18 protein-coding genes are annotated in these 16,902 nt (G+C 41.3%); 10 read left to right on the top strand and 8 right to left on the bottom strand.

The features are described from left to right. Nucleotides 1-72: 72 nt before the first annotated feature. From NIS_RS00345 to nth, 7 genes are all read right to left on the bottom strand, one after another. Nucleotides 73-1,248: a replication-associated recombination protein A gene (locus NIS_RS00345; RefSeq protein WP_011979609.1), complete on the bottom strand. Its 1,176-nt coding sequence runs from the start codon at nt 1,246-1,248 to the stop codon at nt 73-75. After that, on the bottom strand, nt 1,241-1,636 hold the full coding sequence (locus NIS_RS00340) for a secondary thiamine-phosphate synthase enzyme YjbQ (protein WP_011979608.1): 396 nt from the start codon (nt 1,634-1,636) through the stop codon (nt 1,241-1,243). The genes NIS_RS00345 and NIS_RS00340 overlap by 8 nt, the downstream gene beginning before the upstream one ends. After that, on the bottom strand, nt 1,605-2,387 hold the full coding sequence (locus NIS_RS00335; protein ID WP_011979607.1) for a pseudouridine synthase: 783 nt from the start codon (nt 2,385-2,387) through the stop codon (nt 1,605-1,607). Before NIS_RS00335 ends, NIS_RS00340 begins: the two co-directional genes overlap by 32 nt. After that, entirely contained in the window at nt 2,384-3,343 is a 960-nt protein-coding gene (locus tag NIS_RS00330; protein WP_011979606.1) for a KpsF/GutQ family sugar-phosphate isomerase, read from the bottom strand. The genes NIS_RS00335 and NIS_RS00330 overlap by 4 nt, the downstream gene beginning before the upstream one ends. Nucleotides 3,344-3,351: 8 nt before the next feature. Beyond that, nucleotides 3,352-5,175 (bottom strand): ribonuclease J, encoded by a 1,824-nt coding sequence (locus tag NIS_RS00325; protein WP_011979605.1) that lies wholly within the window; start codon nt 5,173-5,175, stop codon nt 3,352-3,354. Beyond that, nucleotides 5,114-5,950, bottom strand: a complete 837-nt coding sequence (gene rsmA / locus NIS_RS00320; RefSeq protein WP_011979604.1) for a 16S rRNA (adenine(1518)-N(6)/adenine(1519)-N(6))-dimethyltransferase RsmA — start codon at nt 5,948-5,950, stop codon at nt 5,114-5,116. The genes NIS_RS00325 and rsmA overlap by 62 nt, the downstream gene beginning before the upstream one ends. A 69-nt stretch (nt 5,951-6,019) precedes the next feature. Further along, nucleotides 6,020-6,685 carry an endonuclease III domain-containing protein gene (nth, locus tag NIS_RS00315; RefSeq protein WP_011979603.1) on the bottom strand — a complete coding sequence of 222 codons (666 nt, stop codon included), beginning with the start codon at nt 6,683-6,685 and terminating at the stop codon, nt 6,020-6,022. A gap of 44 nt (nt 6,686-6,729) precedes the next feature. Between nth and hisF the strand changes: the two genes are divergently transcribed. The 5 genes from hisF (at nt 6,730) to NIS_RS00295 (ending at nt 10,226) form a co-directional block, all read left to right on the top strand. Next, entirely contained in the window at nt 6,730-7,494 is a 765-nt protein-coding gene (hisF, locus tag NIS_RS00310; RefSeq protein ID WP_011979602.1) for an imidazole glycerol phosphate synthase subunit HisF, read from the top strand. Then, on the top strand, nt 7,491-8,024 hold the full coding sequence (locus tag NIS_RS00305; RefSeq protein ID WP_011979601.1) for a purine-nucleoside phosphorylase: 534 nt from the start codon (nt 7,491-7,493) through the stop codon (nt 8,022-8,024). Before hisF ends, NIS_RS00305 begins: the two co-directional genes overlap by 4 nt. Continuing rightward, nucleotides 8,021-9,088, top strand: coding sequence for a 23S rRNA (adenine(2503)-C(2))-methyltransferase RlmN (gene rlmN, locus NIS_RS00300; protein ID WP_011979600.1), 1,068 nt, complete (start codon nt 8,021-8,023; stop codon nt 9,086-9,088). The genes NIS_RS00305 and rlmN overlap by 4 nt, the downstream gene beginning before the upstream one ends. Then, a complete protein-coding gene (locus NIS_RS10395; protein WP_255322335.1) occupies nt 9,072-9,200 on the top strand; it encodes a hypothetical protein in 129 nt (42 codons plus the stop codon). The genes rlmN and NIS_RS10395 overlap by 17 nt, the downstream gene beginning before the upstream one ends. 81 nt (nt 9,201-9,281) lie before the next feature. Further along, nucleotides 9,282-10,226 carry a hydroxyacid dehydrogenase gene (locus NIS_RS00295; RefSeq protein WP_011979599.1) on the top strand — a complete coding sequence of 315 codons (945 nt, stop codon included), beginning with the start codon at nt 9,282-9,284 and terminating at the stop codon, nt 10,224-10,226. 161 nt (nt 10,227-10,387) lie between these two features. On the opposite strand, the gene NIS_RS00290 is transcribed toward NIS_RS00295, so the two are convergent. Continuing rightward, nucleotides 10,388-11,188: an RluA family pseudouridine synthase gene (locus NIS_RS00290; RefSeq protein WP_197524230.1), complete on the bottom strand. Its 801-nt coding sequence runs from the start codon at nt 11,186-11,188 to the stop codon at nt 10,388-10,390. Between the two features lie 285 nt (nt 11,189-11,473). Here NIS_RS00290 and purB point away from each other — a divergent pair, with 285 nt between their 5' ends. Genes purB through NIS_RS00265 form a run of 5 tightly spaced genes read left to right on the top strand, consistent with a single transcriptional unit; the run spans nt 11,474 to nt 16,873 of the window. Beyond that, a complete protein-coding gene (gene purB / locus NIS_RS00285; RefSeq protein ID WP_011979597.1) occupies nt 11,474-12,811 on the top strand; it encodes an adenylosuccinate lyase in 1,338 nt (445 codons plus the stop codon). Continuing rightward, nucleotides 12,811-15,180, top strand: coding sequence for a ribonucleoside-diphosphate reductase subunit alpha (locus tag NIS_RS00280; protein ID WP_011979596.1), 2,370 nt, complete (start codon nt 12,811-12,813; stop codon nt 15,178-15,180). The genes purB and NIS_RS00280 overlap by 1 nt, the downstream gene beginning before the upstream one ends. Further along, a complete protein-coding gene (locus NIS_RS00275) occupies nt 15,171-15,698 on the top strand; it encodes an O-acetyl-ADP-ribose deacetylase (RefSeq protein ID WP_011979595.1) in 528 nt (175 codons plus the stop codon). The genes NIS_RS00280 and NIS_RS00275 overlap by 10 nt, the downstream gene beginning before the upstream one ends. Then, the gene (gene msrB / locus NIS_RS00270; RefSeq protein WP_148164048.1) at nt 15,688-16,059 is read left to right on the top strand and encodes a peptide-methionine (R)-S-oxide reductase MsrB; all 372 of its coding nucleotides are present in this window, start codon (nt 15,688-15,690) and stop codon (nt 16,057-16,059) included. The genes NIS_RS00275 and msrB overlap by 11 nt, the downstream gene beginning before the upstream one ends. Further along, nucleotides 16,052-16,873, top strand: a complete 822-nt coding sequence (locus NIS_RS00265) for an SDR family NAD(P)-dependent oxidoreductase (RefSeq protein ID WP_011979593.1) — start codon at nt 16,052-16,054, stop codon at nt 16,871-16,873. Before msrB ends, NIS_RS00265 begins: the two co-directional genes overlap by 8 nt. Nucleotides 16,874-16,902 lie beyond the last annotated feature (29 nt).

The following is a 16,902-nucleotide window of genomic DNA, read 5'->3' as shown; positions in this document are numbered from 1 at the left end:
TTGTCGGGTTTAACATCCTGCTCGAAAAATCTCTTTACTCCTCTTTTTGAAAGCGAGATGAGAATTTTGGCGCTACTGGACCTTTTTGATCTTTTCCAACCAATCTAAAAGCCGCTTTTCATATCCGATACCACTGCTTTCGTAAATCTTTAGTGGTTTTGTCGTATATGCCTGTTCCACCCATCCTCCATAATCGTGAGGATATTTGTATCCCTGAAACTTTGGTGGCTTGAGATGCTCCGGAATGGGATAGATCTCTCCATCCTTAACCATTTCCATCGCTTTGTTGATCGCTTTGTAGGCTGCATTGGATTTTGGAGAAGATGCAAGATAGATAACGCACTGGGACAAAATAATTCTTGCTTCTGGATAACCTATGTGTTTTACAGCTATCATCGTAGATGTAGCAAGATTGAGTGCGTTGGGATTTGCATTGCCGATATCTTCACTGGCAAAAATAACAAGCCGTCTTGCAATAAATTCGGGAGGCTCGCCCCCTTCAATCAGTCTTGCTAGATAGTATAGAGCAGCATCTACATCGCTTCCTCGGATACTTTTGATAAGTGCGCTTGCCAAATCGTAATGCGTCTCTTTCGAATTACTCCCTTCATGATAGCTCATTGGCGCTAAAGAACGAAGCAGTTGAAGTGTGATATGGCTTTCAATAAGGGAGGCTTTTGTTAAAAACTTCAGCAAATTTCTTGCATCTCCTTGGGAAATACGAATAATATACTCCTTCGCCTCCTCATCGATACTGCATTCCTCGTTTTGACATACCCTATGCACCAATTGATTTAAATCCTCTTCATTTAATGGTCGAAACTCAAAAAGCATAGAGCGGGAACGAATAGCGGCAGTCAAGGAAAAGAAAGGATTTTCTGTACTCGCTCCCAAAATGAGAGCCTCCTCTTTTTCCATAATTGGAAGTAAAACCTCTTGCTGATTTTTGGAAAGCCTATGTACTTCATCGATAAAGAGCAAAGGCTTTATAAAGCTTCCTTTATAGCGATGAACAATCTTTCGAATCTCTTCTATTTTTAGGCTTGTTGCATTGAGTTCGAAAAAATCGCTCTCATACTCTTTGGCGACGATTCTAGCAAGGGTAGTTTTACCAGTTCCTGGAGGTCCAAAGAAAAAAGAGTGGGGGAGGGCTCTTTGTTTTAAAAGCTTATAAAAAGGTGCTTCGGGAGCAAGAAGCTGTCGTTGTCCTATAAACTCTTCTAAACTTTTTGGACGGTATCTATCCATTAACCACTTTTATATATAGAGTACGCTCATCTCTTGGTCCATCAAACTCACAAAAAAATATCCCTTGCCACTGGCCAAGCATCAGTTTCGCATCGACTACGGGAATACTGACGCTATTGCCGCAAAGAGCACTTTTCAAGTGAGCATCGGCATTGGTGCCATGGGCATATCGATCGCTTTTTGGCACAAGTCGGCTCATGTGAGCCAAATAATCTCGTTGCAAGTTTGGATCGACATTTTCAAAAAGTAAAACACCTGTAGTGGTATGAGGGGAGTAAACGATACAGCTGCCATTGCTCACGCCACTGCGAATCACAGCCTCTTTTACAATCTCCGTGATCTCAATCATCTCCGATTTATGACTTGTTTTTAGCTGAATTGTTTGCATTCAATTCCTTTAAAAATTCTCGAAGCTTTTCATACTCTTTTTTACTCAAATACCTCGTTTTGCCCGTTGGTAGGGCGTTGAGTTTGATCCAGCCATATTCCACTCTTTTTAAGTCTACCACATCTTTGCCAAAATGAGCAAAAAATCGTCTTATTTCCCTATTTTTCCCTTCAGTCAGTGCAACTTTAAGTTTACTGAACGTAGGGGCGTTTTTATCTATCCTGTAGGCGAAAAAGGGAGCAAACTTCATAGAAGTAACTCTGCTTTTCTCATGTCCGCCCGCCGTAGCGTCCTCAAGCTCTAGTCCTTCACGCATCGCCTCTTCCATTTTTGGTGTCACTTCCCCTTTGATTTTTACGTTATAAACTCTTGGAATATCGCTTTCCATGAGAGCCTGGGCAATCTTTGGAGAATCTGTAAGAAGCAAAAGCCCCTCGCTTGCAAAATCGAGTCTCCCTACCGGAATATAGTGAGCAAACTTTTTAGGCAAGGAGTCATAGATCGTTTTTCGCCCCCTGTCATCCTTTTTGGTTACAAGCTCTCCCTTTGGTTTATTGTAAACGATGACTGTATAGTCCACTTTCGGTTTTATAAGCTTACCTTTTACAAAAACCTTATCACCCTCTTGTACATCGTAAAATGGCTCTTTGACGATTTGACGATTCACTTTGACAAAGCCCTCTTGTATCAGCCTGTCGGCTTCACGCCTGGAGTAGGTCGTATTGTGTGAAATATATTTATTGAGTCTCATTTGATTCCAGCCTCTACCAAATCATGAATATGGAGTACGCCTTCGATATGGCCGTTTTTCACGATAACCAGCATCTGAATCTTGTACTCTTCAATAAGTTTCAGTGCATCACTTGCAAGCATATTCTCATCATCAATCATCTTTGGACTCTTGGTCGCATACTCTATAGCAGGAGTATCCAATGAAAAGTTTTGGCTCATTAAAGCTCTTCTAAGATCGCCGTCACTCAAAACTCCTACCAATTTTCCTTCCCCATTTTTGATCAAAACATTACCAAGTTTTCCTTCACTCATAACAACGATAGCCTCTTTGAGAGGAGTCTCCTCGTTGATGATAGGAAGGTTTTGTGTTCGCATCAAATCTTTCACCTTCACATAGAGTCTTCTGCCCAAACTGCCTCCAGGATGGAAAGAGGCAAAATCTTTCACCTGAAAATTTCTCTTTTTCATCAAGCACACAGCCAAAGCATCACCCAGCGCCATAGTCAAAGTCGTAGAAGCAGTAGGAGCAGCCTGCAATGGGCATGCCTCCTTTTCAACGGCAATCGATATAAATACATCACTATAACGTCCCAAGGAGGAGTCGGGGTTTGAACTCATACCAATAAGAGGTATATCAAAACGTTTGATGTGGGGAAGTATTTTGATAAGCTCTTCGCTCTCTCCGCTGTAGCTGATAGCCAGAACGCCATCCTCTTTGCCGATCATTCCAAGGTCACCATGCAAAGCTTCTGTTGGATGGATAAAAAAACTTGGCGTTCCGGTAGAAGCGAATGTGGCAGCGATCTTGCTGCCCACAAGGCCGCTTTTACCTACTCCCGTAACGATAAGCTTTCCTTTGATATTGTAGATCAGCTCAACCGCTTTATCGATATTGTCCGCAATTCTCTCTTTTGCATCCTGCAAAGCTTTGGATTCGATATCCAAAACCTCTTTTGCTATTTGTGCGTAAAACATATCCTTCCTCACATGATGAAAAGCGTTGGAACGATTGTCGGATATTTTTTGTATTTTCTAAAAATATGTTTTCGAACAACCTGTCGAAAATCGTTCTCCAACTTTTTCGGAGCTTCGACAAGTTCCGGCTTATTCATCAAAAACTGCTCAAGGAGCGTACTGATCTCTTTTTCGAACTCTTTATCTTTTTTATCCGCTACAAGTCCAAAACTGGAGACTTTTGGTGGAGTGATGAATTTTTTCGTATCTTTTGCGATTTGCGCCACAATGATAACGATTCCTTCTGTAGCCATTTTCTGTCTGTCGATCACCACATCGCTTTCAATCTCTTCATTGAGCTGATTGTCGATATAGGCTTTTCCTGTTTTGACCGTTCCTACTTTTTTCATATACTTTGGACTCACCTCAATCTGATCTCCATCACTCATGAGATAGATATTGCGTTCTGGAATACCGCATTTCACGGCCGTCTCTTTATGTTTCATCAAATGGTTGTACTCTCCATGCACCGGCAAGAAAAATTTTGGTTTCACAAGGCGCAGCATCAATTTTTGTTCCTCCTGAGCCGCGTGGCCGGAGACATGGATTTCGCTAAAGTCTTGATACGCCACCGTTGCCCCACATTTTTGGATAAAGTTGATAAGGCTTGAAACACTTCGTTCATTTCCCGGAATCGCTTTGGCTGAGAGAATAATCGTATCGCTTGGCTTGATTTTCACATGACGATGCTCGTTTGTCGCCATTCTATATAGCGCACTCATCGACTCGCCCTGGCTTCCTGTCGTTACGATCAAAATCTCATCATCTCTATATTTGCCAAGTTCATGTGGCTCGATGAAGATATTTTGTGGCAATTTCACATAACCGAGCTCCATAGTGATCTCTAAATTTCGCTCCATAGACCGTCCGATAATGCATACTTTTCTTCCATATTTGATGCCGTGCTCGATGGCTTGATAGACTCTGTGGATATTTGAGGAGAATGTACTCATCAAAACCCGACCTTTTGCACGGGAAAAGAGCAGGTCAAATGTTGGGCCGACACTCGCTTCCGATTTCGTAATCCCAGGATTGTGAGAATTTGTTGAGTCCGAAAGAAGCAACAGTACGCCTCGCTCTCCATAGTATGCGAGTCTATGCAAATCTGCCGGATATCCATCTATTGGCGTATGATCTATTTTGAAATCTCCCGTATGGATAATCGTTCCCGCTTCAGTGGTAATAGCTAAAGAACTTGCATCGATAATGGAGTGGGTCATATGCATCCACTCTACTTCAAAATCTCCAATCTTGATCGGCTTTCTCTTTTCGATATAGCGAAAATAGCTCTTATACTTGCTCATACCATGTTCATCAAATTTATTCCCAATCATACCAAGGGGAAGGGGAGTACCGTAAATTGGAAACTGCATCTCTTTAAAAAGATAGGGCACTGCACCGATATGGTCCTCATGGGCATGAGTGATGACAATCCCTTTGATTTTGTTTTTAATCTGTCGAAGGTAGGAGAAATCCGGCACCAAAATATCGACGCCATGCATATCTTCTGTTGGGAAACTCATCCCAACATCGATTACGATAGCACTTTTTTCCGTCTCAAAAACGGTAATGTTTCCGCCAATTTCTCCAAGTCCTCCCAAAGGAGTGATTTTCACTTTGGCGTTACTTTTTGTGTTCACTCTAGGAGTCAAACGACTTTGCTGCATACGTTCATTGGCAGCAAGGGCCCTTTTGATATCTTTATAGACACCTTGATTGTAGTTTTGATTTCTACGTTGTTGATTTCTTTGCTGATTCCCGTTTTGTTGGTTGCTTTTGGGTTGTTGCTCCATCTATCTTCTCCTTTAACATTTCGTATAGCCGGTGATAGATAGATGTGCTAGCTTCATGAGGTCGAATATTGGAAGCAACACCCAGTGTCTGAAAGAGTTGTTGCAGTAGCTCTTTGGGATAGCTTTGTGCAAGATTTTTTAAAAGAGTTTTTCTTGGCTGTCGAAAAGCAATTTTCAAAAAAGTCTCAAAATTATCATCATCAATTGATCTATTTTTTTTGATCAAAATGACAGCCGAATCCACTTTTGGTGGAGGAGTAAAGGAGTTTGGTTTCACAACCGTAACTCTTTGCACCTCTCCAGCCGACCCGGCCAAAACAGAAAGAGCTGAAAACTCTCTTTGTCCAGGTTTTGCACAAAACTTATCCGCTACCTCCTTTTGTAGCATTACCAATATATTCTTACAGTTTGGGTCCCGTAAAGCTCTTAAAACGATATTGGTCGCTACATAATAAGGAAGGTTGGCTACAAGATCATACTCTTTATCCACAAGATGCTGCTTCCATCGATCCAGTACATCACCACAGTGAAGTTTCAATGCTCTCTTCTCAAGGGATTCAGAGAACTTCTCTTGCAATAGCGTACATAGATCTGGATCGATCTCAAAAGCTATCACATCTTTCTTCTTCAATAGCTCTTGCGTCAAATCACCTAATCCAGGCCCAATTTCTACAATTACATTATCTGTATTGGGCATCGATTGGATGATTTTGTTGACTACACTTTTATCTTTTAAAAAATTCTGTCCAAATTTCTTTTTTGCCGCAACTTCCAAAGATTGTATCCTATCGTTGATAAAGAATGGATTAAATATAGCGCGTTTATATAAATATGTCAAATATTTTCACGAAACTTTACATGCTATGTCAAAATCCTTCAATCTCTCTTTTAATGGACACTCTTCGCAATGTGGCCTTTGCGGTTTGCATATTGTCTGTCCAAATGAAACGAGGATTTTATTGAGTCCTCTTTTATCTTCTTCTTTCAACATCTTTTCGAGTCTCTTATCTGTTTCCTGTGGACTTACAGTGTTTACCAGTCCCCATATATTACAGATGCGATGCACATGGGTGTCTACCGCCACATAAGGTTTTCCAAAAGCATTTTCAAGAACTATTTTGGCCGTTTTATGGCCAATACCTTTTATGCTCACCAACGCTTCAAGCGTGTCTGGAACTGCTCTATCAAATCTCTCTGTCAGCTCTTTTGAAACAGCCTGAATACTTCTTGCTTTTTGTCTATAAAATCCGACAGGATATATTGTTTGTTCGATTGTTTCACGTGGAACTTTAAGCATATCATATGGATTGTCTGCAAGCAAAAAAAGCCTGTGCGCCGCATCGAAGGTTACCTCATCTTTTGTACGAAAACTAAGAAGAGTGGATATCAAAATAGTATATGGAGTGCGTTTGTAGGTATAACTCTGTGATAGCCTCTTTGCGGGCGCGTCCCACTTTTTATACTCATCACGCAAGATTTTGATAATTTCTTGAAACTGCTCGATCTTCATAAAGATAGTATAATATACAAAAACTTATAGAAGGTATATTGATAATGCAAGAGTACTTTGCAAAACGTATCATTCCATGTCTTGATGTAGATAAAGGACGCGTTGTAAAAGGGGTCAATTTTGTAGGGCTCAAAGATGCCGGAGATCCAGTTGAAGTTGCGAAACGTTACAATGAAGAGGGAGCTGATGAAATAACTTTTCTCGATATCACCGCAACCTATGAAGAACGAGATACCATCGTACACATCGTTGAAGAGGTTGCAAAAGAGGTATTTATACCGCTAACGGTGGGAGGCGGTATTCGAGAGCTGGATGATATTTATAAGCTTTTAGCTGTAGGATGCGATAAAGTGAGTATCAACTCGGCTGCCGTGAAAAAACCGGAATTTGTAGATGAAGCTGCAAAGCGTTTTGGAAGTCAATGCATTGTAGTAGCAATCGACGCTAAAAGAGTAGGTGATGGTTGGCATGTCTTTACTGCTGGCGGCAGACATGATAGCGGCAAAGATGCCATCGAGTGGGCAAAAGAGGTATATGATAGAGGAGCCGGCGAGATACTGCTTACCAGCATGGATGCAGACGGTACAAAAGCGGGATATGACCTGGAACTCACACGTGCTATCAGTGACGCTGTTGATATTCCGGTCATTGCAAGTGGGGGAGCAGGAACAATGGAACATATCAAAGATGCCTTTACAAAAGGTCATGCAGATGCAGCCCTGGCGGCAAGTATCTTTCATTTCAAAGAGATCGATATCATGGAATTAAAACATTATCTACACAATGAAGGGATACCGGTTCGATTATGATAGTTTGTGCTGGAAAATCAGAAATATTTCCCTTTGCATATCCTATAGGAGTTGGTCTTATCGAATCAAGCATCAATCTTACGCGACTCGCTCTTTTTGACAAACCGGAGTTCTTACTTTTTATCGGTTCTGCAGGCAGCTACGGCAAATATAATATCTTCGATATAGTCCAAAGCAGAGGGGCTGCACAGATCGAACTCTCATTTTGGCAAAAAAAATCATACACGCCGATAGATAATGTTGTATTGAGTGAAGGGTTGAATGTTTCACATGAAACAATTGTCAACTCATCCAATTATATAACCACTGACAGTTCTTCATGGGAATATTTTCAAAAAGCAGGGATAGGCTTGGAAAACATGGAGTTTTTTTCTGTACTGCAAGTAGCCAAAGAGTTTGAAATTCCAGCCGCTGGTATTTTCGTCGTGACCAATTTTTGTGATACGAATGCCCATGAAGCGTATAAATCGAATATACGTCAAGCTATGAACAAATTGGAACGTTTTATCAAGGAGAAATTTCGAGTATGAAAAATATTTTAGATCTCACAAAAGAAGAACTGCAGCAAGAAGTCACTCCAAAATTTCGCGCAAATCAGATATATCAGTGGATCTATCAAAAGGGGGCCAAAGATTTTGAGAGTATGAGCAATCTTCCAAAATCGATGCGTGAAGAACTGAAAGAAAAATTCACTATCACTCCACCAAAAATCCTCAATGTAGAGGTAAGCAAAGATGGAAGCAAAAAGTATCTGTTGGGGCTACAGGATGGCCATACGGTGGAAAGTGTACTGCTTCCTATGAAGAAAGAGGAGAGAGATGAAAAGGGGAATATACTCAAAGAAGCGCGCTATACTGTGTGCGTTTCAAGCCAGGTGGGATGCAAGGTAGGGTGTGAATTTTGTCTCACTGCCAAAGGAGGGTTCGTTCGCAATCTGACTCCCGGTGAAATTGTGGAACAGGTACTTACTATCCGAGAAGACAACAATATTCCAGCAAACAGAAGAGTCAACATTGTCTATATGGGCATGGGTGAACCTTTGGATAACCTTGAAAATGTCGCAAAAGCAGTCAAGATATTTAGCGATGAGCATGGAATGAGCATCAGTCCAAGACGCCAAACAATCTCGACAAGCGGCCTTGCACCAAAGATCAAAAAACTAGGGGAAATGAATCTTGGAGTACTCCTTGCAATCAGTCTTCATGCAGTGGATGATGAACTACGGCAAAAACTGATGCCAATCAACAAAGCATACAATATAGAAAGCGTTATACAAGCTGTCAAAGAGTTTCCAATCGACCAAAGAAAAAGAGTGATGTTTGAATATCTCATGATCAAGAATCTCAACGATGATTTGAAAGCAGCGAAAAAACTTGTCAAGCTTCTCCATGGCATAAAAGCAAAAGTCAATCTCATCTATTTCAATCCTTACCCAGGAAGCCCATTCCAAAGACCGGAACCAAAGGATGTAGAAGCTTTTCAAAAATATCTTTTGGACCATGGCGTGCTGTGCACCATTCGGGAGTCCAAAGGGCTCGATATCAGTGCTGCGTGCGGACAGCTAAAGGAGAAAAGTCATGGATGTACCCTTTAAAAACTATGAATTAATAATGGCAATGATCCTTATAATTGCCGTTATTTTTATGGTAGTAGCATTTGTAAAAATCACCATAGAGCATGAGGAGCATAAAGATGACAATGCTTGATGATGCGATGATACTTATCATTGCCGGAACCGTTTTAGTAGGCCTTATAGGCTTCATCGTCGTTACTTTTAAAGGGAAAAAGTGAACATAGCCATTTTTGAAGCAGACAAAGAGTGCCAAGAAGTTTTTCAACAGCTGGAAGCAAAAATCGATTTTTTTACACAAGATATCAACCACGCAGTGCATGAGAAAAAAGCGTATGAAGCGATCAGTATCTTCGTACGTTCCAAAATAGATCGTTTGGTTTTAGAACTTCTCCCCAATCTTCGCTACATCCAAACACGATCCACTGGGTTTGATCATATCGATTTGGAAGAGTGCAAAAAACGAGGTATTATCGTATCCAATGTTCAAGGATATGCTGGTCCTCCGGTTGCAGAGTTTGCTTTTTCGCTTCTGCTCAATATCTCAAGAAAAACGGATATCGCTATTGCAAGAGCCAAGGAGGGCAGTTTTGTCTATAAAGATCTTTTGGGATTTGAGCTCTTTGAAAAAAGTATCGGGATAGTTGGGCTTGGGACTATCGGAAAACAGATGGCACGTATCGCTTCAGGCTTTGGTATGAAAACAAAAGCTTATACACACCACTTTGATGAAACATTTTGCAAGCAATACAACATTGAAAAATGTAGCTATGAAGAGCTCCTTCAAACCAGTGATGTTATTATGTTTGCAGTTCCTCTGACACCACAAACCTACCATATGTTAGATATACAAAAAGCCAAACTTCTCCAACCCCATGCGGTCGTAATCAATGTTGCCAGAGGCGAAGTGATCAGTAAAGAAGCTATTGAGTATCTTAGCGATCATATTTACGGAATAGGACTCGATGTATTTGAGGGAGAAAAAGAGCTATTGAAAAATCCAATGTCCGACTTTTTACAACTCATTCAAAAATCAAATATCCGTTACACGCCCCATATGGCCTACTATACAAAAGAAGCTTTGGAAAGAATCAGAAAAATATCTGTTGAAAACATGAAACGTTTTATTGAGCAAAAAGAGATTTTGCACCGAATAGTTTAAGTATATATTCTAAATAAACTGACTAAATGAGTTCAAGCAAAGAACAAATTTTAAACACTTCACAATAGCTAAAAATTGCAAACGCTAAAGCGCCCTTACAGGTTAAGTGCAATTTTTATAACGCTCTTGTTCCGTTAAAATTTGTTATTGTTTCACTCAATTTATTCAGTTCTCATTAAACATTCTTGCAAAAAGTCCTTTTTTGAGACAATTTTATATTTTGTATCATTGTAGGTAAACTCTACTGCATAAGCATGAAGCATCAGCCTCGTTGCTCCCGTCACTACCAAACGCTCCTCTTCATCCATCAAACCATCCAAGTACCGAATAGATTCATTTGTAGACGGGCCATAGATCGGATCGCCCAGTATTGGATGTTTCACGTGAAACAAATGGATACGGATCTGATGCTGCCTTCCGGTAATTGGTATTGCTTCTACGAGGGTAAAAGAGCCAAACTGTTTCAAAGGATTGATGATAGTTTTTGCATATTTTCCAGATGGATCTATTTTTACTTTAAGTTTGATTTTCGAATAGTCTCTGTTGAGCGCAATTGGCTCTTCGATCACGAGTTGCTTTTCGATGTTTCCTCGCACCAGGGCCAAATAGCGTTTTTGGATCTGCTTATGCTCAAACATCTGCTTAAGCGCTTTTTCTGCTTCCTTGTTTGTACTGGCAAGCACAAGGCCACTCGTCTCTTTGTCGATTCTATGAACGATATTCGCTTGAGGTCCGTATCGATAGCGAATCTCATCGATCAATGTATAGTGTGTATTTCTATTTCTTGGATGGACCATTATTCCGCTTGGCTTGTCATAGAGTACAAAATCCTTTGTTTCAAATATCGGCTTCAATCCTTTTGTGATAGGTTCAAATACAATAACTTCTATCTCTCCCTCTACGACTGCCGATTTATCCGTTAAGAGTTTTCCGTTTTGGTAAATTTTTTTTGTATCGATCATCTTTTGAGCTTGCGATTGTGAAATATTGAATGAACGCATCAGCAGAAGGAAAAGTTTAATTGGCTTATTAGTTTTTATTATTTTTCGAATAAACGGCAAGCTTTTCCTTTTAATGAATTCAGAAGTTTTATTTTGATAGCATTATAGTAAATTTCAAAGAGTTACTAACTAAAACAGGTTCAACAAAAAAGCAAATTTTTAACGCTTTCGTTTCGTTACAATTTGCTATTGTCCCACTCTGTTTAGTTAGTTTTTAAAGAAGCTTTTTCATGAAAAAGGATGGCAATGGTAGAGAGATATGCGCGAAAAGAGATGGCTGAAAAATGGACACAACAGGCAAAGTATCAGGCATGGCTCGATGTTGAGCTTGCTGCAGTAAAAGCGTGGAACCGCCTAGGACTCATTCCAAAAGAAGATATGGAAAAGATTTTAAAAAATGCAAAGTTTGATGTTAAAAGAATCGATGAGATTGAAAAAGAGACGAAACATGATGTGATTGCATTTTTGACCAGCGTAGCTGAATCTTTAGGACCAGAATCACGCTGGGTACATTACGGAATGACAAGTTCTGATACGATTGATACGGCCGTAGCTCTTCAGATGCGAGACTCATTGAAACTTATCATCGAAGATGTGAAGATGGTGATGGAGTCTATCAAGAAACGAGCTTTTGAACATAAAATGACACTGATGGTAGGACGAAGCCATGGAATCCATGGAGAACCTATCACTTTTGGACTCGTTTTGGCGATCTGGTATGACGAGTTTGCAAGACATCTCAAAAACCTCGAAGAGACTCTTGACGTGATAAGTGTTGGAAAAGTAAGTGGGGCCATGGGGAACTTTGCCCATGCGCCGATGGAGCTTGAAGAGTATGTGTGTGAAGAACTTGGTCTCAAACCGGCACCTGTCTCCAATCAAGTAGTTCAAAGAGACAGATACGCAAGACTCTTTACCACAATGGCACTGGTTGCTTCCACTATCGAAAAGATTGCTGTCAACATTCGACATTTTCAACGAACAGAAGTGTATGAAGCAGAAGAGTATTTCAGCAAAGGGCAGAAGGGAAGCTCAGCTATGCCACACAAACGAAATCCTGTTTTGAGTGAAAACCTAACTGGTCTTGCAAGGCAGATACGCTCTATGGTTATGCCAGCTTTAGAAAATGTGGCCCTTTGGCATGAGCGAGATATCAGCCACTCCTCAGTGGAGCGCTTCATTTTGCCAGATGGGTTTATCACCCTCGATTTTGCCTTACATCGACTCAATAACGTTATTGCCAATCTTGTGGTCTATCCAAAAAATATGATGAAGAATCTCAATCTTACCGGAGGTCTTGTCTTTAGCCAAAGAGTACTGCTTGAACTTACCAAACGAGGTGTAACACGAGAGGATGCATACAAAATCGTACAAAGAAACGCCATGAAAGTGTGGGAGCAGATCCAAGAGGGGCATGCACCAATTAATGAACGGGGAGAGAGCCTCTTTTTGCAGTACCTTCTCGAAGATAAAGAGCTAACTCAAAAGATCAGTGAAGAGGAGATACGAAGCTTTTTTGATTATAGCTACTATACGAAAAATGTGGACAGGATTTTCGCAAGAGTTTTTAAAGAGGAGGGTTAATGATCCGCGTCGTCAAAAGAAATGGTCGAGTAGAGCCCCTCGATATCACAAAAATCCAAAAATATACGAAAGCTGCTTGTGAGGGACTGGAAGGTGTAAGCCAGAGTGAGCTGGAAGTCGATGCAAAAATTCAGTTTCGAGATGGCATCACCACAGAAGAGATCCAGCAGACACTCATACGAACGGCAGTCGATAAGATCGATGTGGATAGACCCAATTGGAGTTTTGTAGCAGCCAGACTCTTTTTGTATGATCTCTATCATAAAGTAAGCGGCTTTACCGGCTATAGACACCTAAGAGAATATTTTGAAAAGGGAGAGAAAGAGGGCAGAATCATCCCGGGCCTGAAAGAAAAATATGATCTTGATGATCTCAATGACTACATCAAACCCGAAAGAGATCTGCAGTTCACCTATCTTGGTATCAGAACACTTTATGACAGATATCTTCTCAAAGACAGGAACAACAACCCCATAGAACTACCCCAACAGCTTTTTATGGCAGTTGCAATGTTTTTGGCTCAAAATGAACTCGATTGCCAAAGCTGGGCAAAACGGTTCTACGATGTGATCAGCAAGTTTGAAGTGATGGTGGCCACACCGACTCTTTCCAATGCCAGAACCACTCGCCACCAACTCTCGAGCTGCTATATCGGCTCGACACCGGACAATATCGAAGGGATTTTTGACAGCTATAAAGAGATGGCGCTACTGAGTAAATATGGCGGTGGTATAGGCTGGGACTGGAGCAGAGTAAGAGCGATGGGTAGCTATATCGACGGACACAAACATGCAGCCGGTGGTATCGTTCCCTTTTTGAAAATCACCAATGATATCGCAATAGCAGTTGACCAATTGGGAACGAGAAAGGGAGCAATCGCTGTCTATATCGAACCGTGGCACATGGATATCAAAGATTTTATTGATCTCAAAAAAAATAGCGGTGAGGAGCGCAGACGTGCCCACGATCTCTTTCCTGCCCTTTGGATCAATGATCTGTTTATGAAACGGGTTGCTGAAGATGGTATCTGGACACTGTTCGATCCATATGAGACAAGCGATCTTACAGAAGTGTGGGGAGAAGAGTTTGAAAAACGCTATTTGGAATATGAACAACGAGACGATATCCTCAAAGAGCAGGTACGGGCAAAAGAGTTGTGGAAACTGATTTTAAGAAGCTACTTTGAGACGGGAAGTCCATTTCTTTGTTTCAAGGACAATGCCAACAAGTGTAATCCAAACGATCACGCAGGTATCATTAGAAGCTCGAATCTTTGTACGGAAATCTTTCAAAACACAGAACCGAACTACTACAAGATCAAGATCAAATATGAAGATGGCAGCGTCGAATATTACGACGAAGAAGAAGAAATTCGCATCGATACGGGTATCGTAAAAAAAGCGAAAAAGATTTCAAGTATCGATTCGATTAACGGAAAAAAGGTTTTCATCGTCGAAAAAGAGAAAGTTGACGGGCTGACAGCTGTTTGTAACCTTGCCAGCGTAAACCTTAGCAAAGTCCATACGAAAGAGGATATCGAACGGGTTGTTCCTATCGCCATTCGAATGCTTGACAATGTCATCGATCTCAACTTCTACCCACTGGAGAAAGTGAAAAAGACAAACCTCCAGACACGCTCTATCGGCTTAGGTGTCATGGGCGAAGCGCAGATGTTGGCTGAGCACAAAATTGAATGGGGAAGTGATGAGCACTTCAAAAAGATCGATGAGATTATGGAGATGATTAGCTACAACGCCATTCGCTCCAGCTCCAACTTAGCAGTAGAAAAAGGGGTTTATCCACTTTTTGAAAACTCCAAATGGGCCAAAGGTATCCTTCCTATCGATACAGCCAACAAAGAGGCAAAAAAACTGACTCCCGATCGAGGAGGACTTTTCGGATATATCTATGATTGGAATGAACTCAGAGAAAAAGTAAAACGAGACGGGATGCGAAACGGTTACTTGATGGCTATCGCTCCTACTAGTTCCATCTCCATTCTTACTGGAACAACACAAACGATTGAGCCGGTCTATAAGAGAAAATGGTTTGAAGAGAACCTCTCTGGGCTCATTCCCGTTGTGGTACCGAACCTCAGTCCAGATACCTGGCAATACTATACTCCGGCATACGACCTTGATCAGCGCCTGCTCATCAAAGCGGCGGCCGTTCGTCAAAAATGGATCGACCAGGGCCAGAGCGTTAATATCTTTATCCGGCTCGATAAAGCGAGTGGACGCTATTTGCATGAGATCTATACCCTCGCTTGGAAACTTGGACTCAAATCGACCTACTATCTCAGAAGCCAATCACCAGAAGTTGCACAAGATATAGCTGATAGAAGTATGGAGTGCCTAGGGTGTCAATAAAAATCATCCTAGGCGACATCACCAAGCTTCCCGTTGATGCAATCGTTAATGCCGCCAATCCGACGCTTCTTGGAGGAGGGGGCGTTGATGGAGCGATTCATAGAGCAGCAGGTCCAAAACTTTTAGAAGAGTGTAAAACGTTAGGTGGTGCAAACCCTGGTCAGGCAAAAATTACCCACGGATACAACTTGCCAGCCAAATGGGTGATCCATACACCGGGTCCTGTCTGGCGTGGAGGCACACATAATGAAGCCTCTATTTTGCGTCACTGCTACGAAAACTCCTTATGTATAGCCAGAAGCTATGAACTATACTCCATCGCCTTTCCCTCCATAAGCACCGGCGTTTATGGGTATCCCATCGAAAAATCGAGTCAAATAGCACTCTCTACCATTGATTGGTTCTTAAAAGAGTGCGCCTATTATAAAATGGAGGTTATATGCGTGTTACATAACGCACACGATTACAATGTATATATCCAAACTGCAAAAGAGTTGGGGATCGACTATGAGATGTAAAGAGAAACTCACACCCTTTGAATACCATGTGATGTTTGAGCATGGAACGGAGCCAGCTTTTACAAGCCCTTTGTACAGCGAAAAAAGAGAAGGTACCTATCTATGCAAATGCTGCGAGACACCTCTTTTTTCATCACAAGCAAAGTTCGATTCAGGTACTGGATGGCCAAGCTTTTATGAGCCCATTGCACCTGAAGTGGTAGAAGAGTCTACCGATACGAGTCATGGAATGATTCGTACGGAAGTACATTGTGCCAAATGCAAAGCGCACTTAGGTCACGTTTTTGAAGATGGTCCCCCTCCAACGGGCTTGCGCTACTGTATCAACGGAGTCTGTCTGAAATTCATCCCAGATGCGTAAAGTAGTACTCATCACTGGTGCTAGCAGTGGCATAGGACTGGAGACTGCAAAACTATGCAAAAAAGAGGGCTTTCAAGTCTTTGCAACAGCAAGAAAAAAGCAGGACCTTCAAAAGCTGGCCACTCTCGGCTTGGAACCAATCTATTTAGAACTAAGCGATACTCAATCAATATACAATGCCATCGAAGAGATCTTGAAAAAAAGCGAAGGCCAACTGGATATTCTCTTTAACAATGCTGCTTACGGCCAACCTGGAGCTTTGGAGGACTTGCCTCTTGAAGCACTGAAAAAGCAGTTTGAAACCAATCTATTTGGTTGGCATGCATTAATGCAAAAAATCATTCCAGTTATGCGAAAACAGGGCCGTGGTCGAATCATTCAACATAGCTCCATTTTGGGGCTTGTGGCTTTGAAATATCGCGGTGCGTACAATGCCAGCAAGTTTGCCCTTGAGGGCTATACCGATACATTGCGTTTGGAGCTGCATGAAAGTGGTATAGAAGTCATCACTCTCAATACCGGACCCGTTATAAGCAATTTTCGTACCAACGCTCTTCAAAAATTTTTAGAATATATCGATATACAAAAGAGTCCTCACAAATATGCCTATGAAACAGAGTTATCCAGAATGCAAGGTACAAGCAATCCTCCATTTACTCTCACCAGTGAAGAGGCAGCAAAAATCATTGTGGATATTATGCAAGCATCGCATGTAAAACCCAGATATTACATCACAAAAGCTTCATCTATTTTGGCTACATTAAAAAGAGTTCTACCCACCTCACTACTTGATCAAATCTTGCAAAAAATTTAATATACCCATCTTATATAATTCTATTTAAT

It is taken from the genome of Nitratiruptor sp. SB155-2, from assembly GCF_000010325.1.
Lineage (GTDB): Bacteria > Campylobacterota > Campylobacteria > Campylobacterales > Nitratiruptoraceae > Nitratiruptor.
Note: the sequence above shows the minus strand (reverse complement) of the source record. Positions and strands in the feature narration are given on the sequence as shown.

Excerpts from the sequence above, each read along its gene's own strand:
- NIS_RS00345 (WP_011979609.1), bottom strand. The coding sequence starts at position 1,248 with ATGGATAGATACCGTCCAAAAAGTTTAGAAGAGTTTATAGGACAACGA.
- NIS_RS00340 (WP_011979608.1), bottom strand. The coding sequence starts at position 1,636 with ATGCAAACAATTCAGCTAAAAACAAGTCATAAATCGGAGATGATTGAG.
- NIS_RS00335 (WP_011979607.1), bottom strand. The coding sequence starts at position 2,387 with ATGAGACTCAATAAATATATTTCACACAATACGACCTACTCCAGGCGT.
- NIS_RS00330 (WP_011979606.1), bottom strand. The coding sequence starts at position 3,343 with ATGTTTTACGCACAAATAGCAAAAGAGGTTTTGGATATCGAATCCAAA.
- NIS_RS00325 (WP_011979605.1), bottom strand. The coding sequence starts at position 5,175 with ATGGAGCAACAACCCAAAAGCAACCAACAAAACGGGAATCAGCAAAGA.
- nth (WP_011979603.1), bottom strand. The coding sequence starts at position 6,685 with ATGAAGATCGAGCAGTTTCAAGAAATTATCAAAATCTTGCGTGATGAG.
- hisF (WP_011979602.1), top strand. The coding sequence starts at position 6,730 with ATGCAAGAGTACTTTGCAAAACGTATCATTCCATGTCTTGATGTAGAT.
- NIS_RS00305 (WP_011979601.1), top strand. The coding sequence starts at position 7,491 with ATGATAGTTTGTGCTGGAAAATCAGAAATATTTCCCTTTGCATATCCT.
- rlmN (WP_011979600.1), top strand. The coding sequence starts at position 8,021 with ATGAAAAATATTTTAGATCTCACAAAAGAAGAACTGCAGCAAGAAGTC.
- NIS_RS10395 (WP_255322335.1), top strand. The coding sequence starts at position 9,072 with ATGGATGTACCCTTTAAAAACTATGAATTAATAATGGCAATGATCCTT.
- NIS_RS00290 (WP_197524230.1), bottom strand. The coding sequence starts at position 11,188 with ATGATCGATACAAAAAAAATTTACCAAAACGGAAAACTCTTAACGGAT.
- purB (WP_011979597.1), top strand. The coding sequence starts at position 11,474 with ATGGTAGAGAGATATGCGCGAAAAGAGATGGCTGAAAAATGGACACAA.
- NIS_RS00280 (WP_011979596.1), top strand. The coding sequence starts at position 12,811 with ATGATCCGCGTCGTCAAAAGAAATGGTCGAGTAGAGCCCCTCGATATC.
- msrB (WP_148164048.1), top strand. The coding sequence starts at position 15,688 with ATGAGATGTAAAGAGAAACTCACACCCTTTGAATACCATGTGATGTTT.
- NIS_RS00265 (WP_011979593.1), top strand. The coding sequence starts at position 16,052 with ATGCGTAAAGTAGTACTCATCACTGGTGCTAGCAGTGGCATAGGACTG.